Here is a 9630-nt window from a genome sequence, read left to right on the forward strand (position 1 = left end):
TCTCGGCTAGGCGGTGGAGAGCCGACGACGACGGCCCGTCGGGTTGCACGGGAGTCCTGCCTGTAGCAGCAGCGCCTTCAGCTTCGGCGGGGACACCGCCGTCGACCAGTCCCACCGCACCATGTTCAGGCCGGTGGATCGGATCCTGTCCTCGCGGAGCTTTTCCTCGATGACCGCCTGTGCGGTAGTCAGCCCGCGGAGGTATTCGGGCTTGAGGTACTTCGCCCTTCCATCGAACTCCCCCACCAGGCGCTGTTCTTTCCAGTAGAAATCCACCCAGGCCGAGCGACCGGTGTGGTCGGTTACCTCGTGCTGGAGCTCCGGCGCGGGGAATCCCAGCCGTGCCATCAGCACCCCGCTGAGGGACTCCCCCGGATACATGGCCCTGCCGTCGGCGAACTCCAGCACTCGCATGGCCTGTCGGCGTTTGGGCGCGGACGAGAGCAGCGCAATCCGACTCCCGACCTCCTCTTTAGTCACCGGTCGGGAACCGGATTCCGGTGGGAGAGGCTTCTGGTTGAGCAGCCGGTCCATCACCGACACCGCCCAGGGGAAGTCATAGCGCAAAGCCAGCTCGACGGCCGTGGCGACTTTCCCCGTGACGTGCCGTCCTCCGAAGGTGACGACTGTGAACTCATCCGGGTACCGCGCCAACCTGTTGACCCCGTTGGCGCTTCGCCGGCCAGTCGCGACGGGGACCACCACCTCAACCTTCGCCGGGAGGGCCGGCCGGGGCATCCCCCAGAGCAGTCCCGCGGTTTCGCCTCCAAAGACCGGCTCGCGTCGGGCGGTGCGCCGGACGGCGTCGACCCTGACCCGGTAACGCGCCTCTTCATCGAGGCCCCGCCAATTCGATGCGTCGACGTAGCATCCGAGCCGAATCCTGATCAGTTCCCCGCGTTCCGTCCGGCGCGCCAGCTGCCGGGGCCACGCTTCGTCAAGAGGGTGGTCCGCGATGGAAATGATGCTGGTCATGGCTCCAGCCAACCCGGAAAGGGATGCCACCCGGGCCGCCACCGCCGCTATGTGGACAACGGGCACAGGAAATGTGGCCTCTGCCCCGCCTTCGATAGCAACCTGGACATTGGTGGCCAGGATCTTCCTCACCGATGTCCAGGTTGCCCCCCGATGTCCAGTTGACCCCGCGCGTCCAGGTTGCTCACCGGTTCGGTGGGCACCGACAGCGGCGGCTCCCGCTAGGCTGGGTGACATGGCCCACATCATCGAAATCTTCGGCAAGAAGCCCACCATCAGCGACTCGTCCTTCCTTGCGCCCACCGCGTCGATCATCGGCGACGTGGTCCTCGGCGAGGGCGCCAGCGCGTTCTACGGCGTCTCCGTGCGCGGCGACACCGCCCCCATTCGCGTGGGGGACGGCACCAACCTGCAGGACAACGTGGTCCTCCATGCCGATCCGGGATACCCGACGACGGTCGGCAACCGGGTCAGCGTCGGCCACTCAGCGGTGGTCCACGGCTGCACCATCGGCGACGACTGCCTGATTGGCATGAGCGCCACCGTCATGAACGGCGCCGTAATCGGCGCCGGGTCGCTGGTCGCGGCGGGCGCCGTCGTCCTCGAGGGCACCGAGGTGCCACCCCGCTCCCTCGTCGCCGGAGTGCCCGCGAAGGTTCGGCGTGAGCTCACTGATAGTGAGTTCGAGGGCGTCAAAAAGAACGCCTCGTCCTACCAGGTGCTGGCAAAGGCACACCTCGACGCAAGGATCGAATCATGAACCCCTCCGCACCCGCGCAGCGCATCCCCCAGCCGCCCTGCGCCGTTCCCGGCGCCCCCAGCCCTTTCACTGCCACCGGACGCACCCTTCGCTGGGGTGTCGTCGCCACCGGCGGGATCGCCACCAGCGTCACTCAGGACCTGGCCAGACTGGAGGACGGGGTACTGCACGCCGTCAGCTCCCGGTCCCAGGGCTCGGCCGAGGCCTTCGCCGAGAAGTTCGGGTTCGCCACCAGCTACTACGACGACGACGGCGTCACCGGGTACCAACGCCTGTTCAATGACCCCGAGGTTGACGTCGTCTACATTGCGACGCCCCACGCCCAGCACTACGAGGTGGCCAGAGCCGCCCTCACCGCGGGCAAGCACGTCCTGTGCGAGAAGGCGTTCACCGTCAACGCGCGGGAAGCAGCCGAACTGATCGACCTGGCACGGGCCAACAACCTGTTCCTGATGGAAGCCCTGTGGACGCGCTTCCTGCCGAGCGTCAACCGGGCCTGGGACATCATCCACTCCGGCGAGCTGGGCGAGATCCAGTGGGTTCAGGCGGACCTGGGTTTCCCGTCGGACCATGGCAGCAGCCACCGGCTGTGGGACCCGGCGGCGGGCGGCGGAGCGCTGCTGGACCTGGGCGTGTACCCGCTGACCTGGGCGCTCGGCTCCCTCGGCTTTCCCTCCGCGGTGACCGCCACGGCGGTCCTGAACGACGACGGCGTCGATACCCAGAACGGGCTCACCCTCACCTACGCCGGCGGGGCGCAGGCACAGCTGACGACGTCGCTGGTGGCCGCCTGCCCGGGCCAGGCGACAGTGGTGGGCACCAAGGGCTGGCTGCGGTCCGGCGCCGTCCTGCACAACCCGCGCGAACTGACTGTCCAGCTCCACCAGGGCGAGGAGCGGGTCGAGACATTCGATCAGGCTGGCGGCGGGTACGCGTACGAACTGCGCGAAACTACCCGGTGCATCCAGGAGGGCCTGACGGAAAGCCCGACCATGCCCTGGGCGGATACCCTCGACACGATGCGCCTCCTCGACGGGGTGCGTGGCCAGTTGGGCATGCGGTACGCCAACGACGACTAGCCGCTGGGTAACCCCCGAAACGCAGAAGAGCCCCGGCGAATCCCGCCGGGGCTGTTCTGTGCTGCCGAACTGGTATTAGCTCAGGCGTGCTTTCAGGTTGTCATCGAGGGTCGCAAGGAATTCCTCGGTGGTCTGGTATGCCTGGTCCGGGCCGACCAGGGCCGCGAGGTCCTTGGTCATGTGGCCGGACTCGACGGTCTTGATAACCACGTCCTCCAGTGTCTCAGCGAAGGTGATGACCTCGGGGGTGTTGTCCAGCTTGCCGCGGTGCATCAGCCCACGGGTCCAGGCGAAGATCGAAGCGATCGGGTTGGTGGAGGTCGGCTTGCCCTGCTGGTGCTGGCGGAAGTGGCGGGTCACCGTGCCGTGCGCAGCCTCGGCCTCGACGGTCTTGCCGTCCGGGGTCATCAGCACTGAGGTCATCAGACCCAGCGAGCCGAAGCCCTGGGCAACGGTGTCGGACTGGACGTCGCCGTCGTAGTTCTTGCAGGCCCAGACGTAGCCGCCTTCCCACTTCATGGCGGAGGCCACCATGTCGTCGATCAGGCGGTGCTCGTAGGTCAGGCCGGCTGCCTCGAACTGGTCCTTGAACTCGGCGTCGAAGACTTCCTGGAACAGGTCCTTGAACTGGCCGTCGTAGGCCTTCAGGATGGTGTTCTTCGTCGACAGGTACACGGGGTATTCGCGCTGCAGGCCGTAGGCGAACGACGCCCGGGCGAAGTCCCGGATGGACTCGTTGAAGTTGTACATGCCCATGGCCACGCCGCCCTCTTCAGGCATGGTGACGACGTCGAACTTCATCGGCTCGGAGCCGTCAGCGGGCTCGAACATCATGGTGACCTTGCCGGGGCCCGGCACCTTGAAGTTGGTGGACTTGTACTGGTCGCCGTGGGCGTGGCGGCCGATGATGATGGGCTTGTTCCAGCCCGGCACCAGGCGCGGGATGTTGGAGATGATGATGGGTTCGCGGAAGACGACGCCCCCGAGGATGTTGCGGATGGTGCCGTTGGGCGAAACCCACATCTTCTTCAGGCCGAACTCTTCAACGCGTGCCTCGTCGGGCGTGATGGTGGCGCACTTGACGCCCACACCGTGCTCCTTGATGGCGTTGGCGGCGTCAATGGTGACCTGGTCATCGGTCGCGTCACGGTTCTGGATGGAGAGGTCGTAGTACTTCAGGTCGACATCCAGGTAGGGGTTGATCAGGCGGTCCTTGATGAACTGCCAGATAATCCGGGTCATCTCGTCGCCGTCGAGTTCGACAACCGAACCCTGTACCTTGATTTTCGTTGCTGGCGCGTCAGCCACACGGTCTCCTTGCGATGGTGGGCCGGTTTTGCCTGATGGACACAGCTCGGCCCGTGATTTGTACTGGTTTTATCCTGCTCAACTATGCCACAGGCCACTATTGGTGCCCTAAATGGGCATTGCCGTCCCGGCTAGTCTCCCGGGACTACTCCCCCGGGACGATGTTGCCCCAACGGTCCATCATCGACCCGGGCGGGATCGGTTTGCCCCACCGGTCGGTGGCCGGGGCGGGACGCAGACCGCGGGTATCCGGCGCCGCATTGTGCCCGGGCGCCTGACCGGACGTCGCGTACGACGCCGCCTGTCCCCGGAACGCGCCCGGGGGCGGCCCGGCGGGCGTGCCCGGGCGGGCGACCCCGGGAACCCCCTGGCGTCCGACGCCGGGAACCTGCGGCGCCCAGGCAGGCAACTGGAGCTGGCGGAGGTCGCCCAGGTTGGGGTGCCGGACCGGGTCCTGGCCTGCGTCGATCTTCTTCTGGCGCCGGTCCGCGGCCCGGAAGTTCCTGACCGCGAACGCCACCGCGATGATCCACAGGAAAATCCCGGGGCTGGCTCCAATGAACAGCAGGACGACGGCGAGCAGGGACAGTGCCAGGCCAAGGATGGCGGAGATCAGCCGGGTCCCCGGCGAGACTGCCGGGGCGAATGCCGATCCGGCCAGTGCCATCCCTGCTGCGAGGGTAAAAATCGAAGCGATTTCCATGGGCACTGCCGCCGTCTCTGTTGGCCGGCTAGTGGAAGAAGTGCCTGGTGCCGGTGAAGTACATGGTAATCCCTGCGGCGGTTGCCGCGTCGATGACTTCCTGGTCCCGGACCGACCCGCCCGGCTGCACCACGGCGCGCACTCCGGCGTCGAGCAGGATCTGCAGTCCGTCGGCGAAGGGGAAGAACGCGTCCGACGCCGCGACGGCACCGCGGGCCCGATTCACACCGTCGCCCGCCAGGGTGTTGGCGCGCTCGACGGCGAGCTTGCACGAGTCGACCCGGTTCACCTGTCCCATCCCGACACCCACCGCAGCCCCGCCGTCGGCGAGGAGGATGGCGTTGGACTTCGCGGCCCGGCAGGCGGTCCAGGCAAAGGCCAGGTCGGCCAGGGTGGCGTCGTCGGCCGCGGGTCCGGCGGCGAGGGTCCACGTCTCCGGTGCGTCGCCGTCGGCCCTGACCGTGTCGGCAGCCTGCACCAGCACGCCACCGGAAACCTGCCGGATCTCGGCGGGATCCCGGCGGTACCCCTCGGGAAGGGTGAGCAGTCGGATGTTTTTCTTAGCGGAGAGGATGGCCACGGCGTCAGGCTCGAAATCGGGGGCGATCACCACTTCGGTGAACACGTCCTTCACGGCGGCGGCCATGGCGGCGGTAACGGTCCGGTTGGCAGCGATCACGCCGCCGAAGGCCGAGACGGGATCGCAGGCGTGCGCCTTGGCATAGGCGTCGGCAATCGGGTCGGCGGCGTCAGCGGCACCGACAGCGACGCCGCAGGGGTTGGCATGCTTGATAATCGCGACGGCGGGCAGGTCGAAGTCGAAGGCGGCGCGCAGGGCGGCGTCAGCGTCGACGTAGTTGTTGTAGCTCATGGCCTTGCCGTGCAACTGGTCGGCCTGGGCGATGCCCGGGGTGGCACCCTTCTCGACGTACAGCGCGGCGTCCTGGTGTGGGTTCTCGCCGTAGCGCAGCACCTCGGAGCGCTCCAGGGCAAGGCCGGCGTAGGCCGGCCAGGAATCGCCGTCGTCAGTGCCATCGCCGAACTGGGCAGCGGTCCACGCCGCCACCGAATTGTCGTAGGCAGCGGTGTGGGAGAACGCGAGGGCCGCCAGCCGGCGTCGGGCGCTCAGGTCGAACCCTCCGGCACCAGCGGCAGCGACGACGTCGTCGTACCGGGCCGGATCCACGACGATCGCGACCGAGGGGTGGTTCTTCGCCGCGGAGCGGACCATGGCGGGTCCGCCGATGTCGATCTGCTCGACAACTTCATCCTCGGCGGCGCCGGACTTCACTGTGTCGACGAAGGGGTAGAGGTTCACCACCACCAGGTCGAACGGCTCCACCTCGAGCACCCGGAGCTGTTCCACGTGGTCGTCGCGGCGGCGGTCCGCGAGGATTCCCGCGTGCACCATCGGGTGAAGGGTCTTGACCCGCCCGTCGAGGCATTCCTGGAACCCGGTCACCTCGGACACCTCGGTCACTGGGACACCCGCGGCGGCAATGCGCTTGGCGGTGGAACCCGTTGAGACGATGCTGACACCGGCACGGTGCAACCCGAGGGCCAGCTCCTCCAGCCCCGTCTTGTCGTACACCGAGATAAGGGCCCGGCGGATGGGAACTTGGTCGAGATGGTTCAAGGTCACGCGGAAGCTCCAGGATTTCGGCTGCGGGTGGGATCGCCTCCAAGTCTAGGTCACCTGGCCCGCCCAGCCCCAAGGATGACGGGCCCCCGATCGGGTCGGCTTCCGTTGACCGGCCGCTTGCGGCTGTACAGTTTCCCCGTGAGCACCGAGACTGAGCTACCCACCGGCGACCAGGTCGTGCAGGAACTGCCGTGGCGCTGGAGGGTACAGGGCAAGATTTTCCTCATCGGCGGCCTGGGCTTCATGTTCGACGCCTGGGACGTGACCCTCAACGGGTATCTGATCCCGCTATTGTCGGACCACTGGGACCTGGCCCCCGGCGAAGCAGCCTGGGTGGCCACCTCCAACCTCATCGGCATGGCCCTCGGCGCCTTCGCCTGGGGGTCAATCGCCGACATCATCGGCCGAAAGCGAGCCTTCACCCTCACCCTGTTGATCTTCTCGATCTTCACGGTGCTCGGAGCGTTTTCCCCTGACTTCATCTGGTTCTGCGTCTTCAGGTTCATGGCAGGGTTTGGGCTGGGCGGCTGCATCCCGGTCGACTATGCACTGGTCGGCGAGTTCACTCCCCGCAAGCATCGCGGCCGGGTCCTCACAGCAATGGACGCCTGGTGGCCCATCGGCGCCGCCCTGTGCGGGGTGGTCTCAGCCCTGCTGATGACCGCCTTTGGGGACTGGCGTTACCTGATGCTCGTCATGGTGCTGCCGGCCCTGTTGGTGTTCTGGGTCCGCCGGTCGGTGCCCGAGTCACCGCTCTTCCTGGTGCAGAAGGGCCGCCAGGCCGAGGCGGAAGCGGTGATCAACGACCTGGTGGAGCGTACCGGCGCCACCAAAACACCGTGGCGGCTCCCCACCCCGGCGGAGGCGCCCACACTCTCCATCGGCTCGGTCTCCGGCCAGCTCACCGCACTGTGGCGGTTCAACTGGCGGATCACCCTCGCCGCGTGGGGCCTATTCCTGAGCATCCTGCTGGTCTACTACGGCGCACTGACCTGGATGCCGCAGATCCTGGTGCAGGCCGGTTACGCCCAGTCGGTGGCGTTCCTCACCACTGCCGGGATGACAGCTGTCGGTTTCTTCGGCGTAGTAGCTGCGGCCCTGCTGGTGGAGCGGGTGGGCCGCAAGTGGATCCTCGCCGTGTCGGGCCCGCTGTCCGCCGTCGTGCTGGTGATCTTCGCGCTCACCGTGGAGCTCCCCGCCGTCGCCACCGCCTGGCTGCTGCTGTTCGGGTTCCTGATCCAGGTCGCTATCCCGGTGCTCTACACCTACGTGTCGGAGCTCTACCCGACTGAACTGCGGGCCTCCGGCTTCGGGTGGGCGTCAACCGTCTCCCGGGTGGGCGCGGGACTGGTTCCGCTGATTTTCGGGTCACTGCTGTGGCCGGTCCTCGGCCTGCCGCTGACCTTCGCGGCCACCGGCCTGCTGGTCCTGGTAGCTGTGGTGTGGATGGCGCGCTACGCGCCCGAAACCCGCGGCGTCCCCCTCAACGAGGTGCCGCCGGTTACAGCCAGCGATTCCGCTTGAACGCCAGAAACAGGCCGACACCGGTCATGATCATCAGGACCAGTGCGAACGGGTAGCCGAGCGCCCAGTGCAGCTCGGGCATCACGTCGAAGTTCATGCCGTAGATCGCTGCCACCAGGGTGGGGGCGAAGAGGATCGCTGCCCAGGAGGAGATCCTCTTGACCTCCTCGTTCTGTGCCAGCGACGTCTCGGTCAGCCGGGTCATCTCCTCGTTCTGGCGTTGAGCCACCAGTGTCGAGTGCACCGTGAGCGCGTTCTGCAGCAGGGTCCTGAAGGTGTTGACCTGGTCGATCAGCCGGATCACGTGGTCCAGGACATCGCCCAGCCGGCGGTTCACCTCCGGGTCCAGGTGGTACTCCTCGGAGCCCCGCTGCAGGTTCTCCACCATGCCGTGCAGCGGCTGGGTGGCACGCTGGAACTGGATCACCTCACGGTGCAGCTCGTAGATGCGGCGGGAGACGCCCGGGTCCCCGCCGAACAGCTCGTTCTCGATCTCGTCGATGTCGTTCTCAAGCCCATTGACCACCGGCTCGTACTCGTCGACCACCTCGTCGAAGATGGCGTAGAGCACCGCTGCCGGTCCCATCGAGAGCAGCTCGGGGTTTTCCTCCAGCCGGGTGCGCACCCGCGCCAGGTCCGGCGACTCCGCGTGCCGTACGGTGACCACGAAGTCGGCGCCCACAAAGACGTGCAGCTCGCCGAACTCGACCTTCTCCTCGGCGTCGAGGTAGCGGGCGGGGCGCAGCACCACGAACAGGGTGGAGCCGTAGCGTTCCAGCTTTGACCGTTGATGGCCCTCCATCGCGTCTTCAACTGCCAGGTGGTGGAGGGAGAACTCGTCGGCGACGGCGGCGAGCTCGTCGTTGTCGGGCCGGTACAAACCGATCCAGGCCATGCCGCCGCTGGCGCGCATCACCTCGAAGGTGTCAGCCAGTGAATCCGGTTCGGAGTGGCGTGTCCCGTCCAGGTACACCGCCTTGTCGATGAGGGCCATCTCAGCGCGATTCCTGGCTGAGCTCGCGGAGCGTCCTGATCAGCAGGTCACGTTCCTGGACCTTGATGCGTTCGTGGAGAGTTTCCTCGGTGTCGTCGTCGAGCACATCGACGGCCGCCTGCGCGAGGATCGGACCGGTGTCGACCCCGGCGTCGGCAATCATCACCGTGCAGCCGGTCACCTTCACGCCGTAGGCCAGCGCGTCCCTCACCCCGTGGGCACCGGGAAAGCTGGGCAGCAGGGCGGGATGGGTGTTCAGATAGCGGTTGGGGAACGCGTCGAGGAAACCCTGGTCGACAATCCTCATGAACCCCGAGGACACCACGTAGTCCGGCGCGTAGGAGGCGACCTTCTCCGTCAGTGCAGCGTTCCAGTCAGCCCGCTCGGGGTAGGACCTGAAGTCGACGACGAATCCGTCGATGCCCGCCGCGGTGGCGCGCTCCACCCCGTAGGTGTCGTGCCGGTCGGCTCCGACGGCGGCGATGGTGAGGTCCAGCGAGCCGGAGCTGACGGCGTCGATGACCGCCTGAAGATTGGATCCGGTGCCGGAAACCAGGACTACGATGCGCATGGGTCAACCATAGGCTGCGCTCTACCCTAGGGTTAAACCATGAACGAAAGCCCCCGCCCCGCTAAACCTGCCCC

General features: G+C 66.9%; 9 protein-coding genes. 3 read left to right on the forward strand and 6 right to left on the reverse strand.

Features of this window, described 5'->3' with window-relative positions:
- Window positions 1-6: 6 nt before the first annotated feature.
- Window positions 7-975, reverse strand: a complete 969-nt coding sequence (locus tag HMI57_RS13425) for a hypothetical protein (RefSeq protein ID WP_171586505.1) — start codon at window positions 973-975, stop codon at window positions 7-9.
- Between the two features lie 235 nt (window positions 976-1210).
- On the opposite strand from HMI57_RS13425, the gene HMI57_RS13430 reads away from it, so the two are divergent.
- Window positions 1211-1735, forward strand: coding sequence for a gamma carbonic anhydrase family protein (locus tag HMI57_RS13430; RefSeq protein WP_171586506.1), 525 nt, complete (start codon window positions 1211-1213; stop codon window positions 1733-1735).
- A complete protein-coding gene (locus HMI57_RS13435; RefSeq protein ID WP_171586507.1) occupies window positions 1732-2814 on the forward strand; it encodes a Gfo/Idh/MocA family oxidoreductase in 1083 nt (360 codons plus the stop codon). Before HMI57_RS13430 ends, HMI57_RS13435 begins: the two co-directional genes overlap by 4 nt.
- A 75-nt stretch (window positions 2815-2889) precedes the next feature.
- On the opposite strand, the gene HMI57_RS13440 is transcribed toward HMI57_RS13435, so the two are convergent.
- The 3 genes from HMI57_RS13440 to purH form a co-directional block, all read right to left on the reverse strand.
- Window positions 2890-4122, reverse strand: a complete 1233-nt coding sequence (locus tag HMI57_RS13440; RefSeq protein ID WP_171586508.1) for an NADP-dependent isocitrate dehydrogenase — start codon at window positions 4120-4122, stop codon at window positions 2890-2892.
- A gap of 145 nt (window positions 4123-4267) precedes the next feature.
- The gene (locus HMI57_RS13445; protein WP_171586509.1) at window positions 4268-4825 is read right to left on the reverse strand and encodes a hypothetical protein; all 558 of its coding nucleotides are present in this window, start codon (window positions 4823-4825) and stop codon (window positions 4268-4270) included.
- A gap of 28 nt (window positions 4826-4853) precedes the next feature.
- Entirely contained in the window at window positions 4854-6467 is a 1614-nt protein-coding gene (gene purH / locus HMI57_RS13450) for a bifunctional phosphoribosylaminoimidazolecarboxamide formyltransferase/IMP cyclohydrolase (RefSeq protein WP_171586510.1), read from the reverse strand.
- 138 nt (window positions 6468-6605) lie between these two features.
- On the opposite strand from purH, the gene HMI57_RS13455 reads away from it, so the two are divergent.
- A complete protein-coding gene (locus tag HMI57_RS13455; RefSeq protein WP_171586511.1) occupies window positions 6606-7991 on the forward strand; it encodes an MFS transporter in 1386 nt (461 codons plus the stop codon).
- Here the strand turns inward: HMI57_RS13455 and HMI57_RS13460 are convergent.
- Together HMI57_RS13460 and purN are read right to left on the reverse strand one after the other, a co-directional pair.
- On the reverse strand, window positions 7969-8985 hold the full coding sequence (locus tag HMI57_RS13460; RefSeq protein WP_171586512.1) for a magnesium and cobalt transport protein CorA: 1017 nt from the start codon (window positions 8983-8985) through the stop codon (window positions 7969-7971). The two genes, HMI57_RS13455 and HMI57_RS13460, sit on opposite strands and share 23 nt — an antisense overlap.
- A 1-nt stretch (window position 8986) precedes the next feature.
- Window positions 8987-9556: a phosphoribosylglycinamide formyltransferase gene (gene purN / locus HMI57_RS13465; protein ID WP_171586513.1), complete on the reverse strand. Its 570-nt coding sequence runs from the start codon at window positions 9554-9556 to the stop codon at window positions 8987-8989.
- Between the last annotated feature and the right edge of the window lie 74 nt (window positions 9557-9630).

It is taken from the genome of Arthrobacter sp. 260 (genome assembly GCF_013116745.1).
In the GTDB taxonomy this organism is placed as follows: domain Bacteria; phylum Actinomycetota; class Actinomycetes; order Actinomycetales; family Micrococcaceae; genus Arthrobacter_D.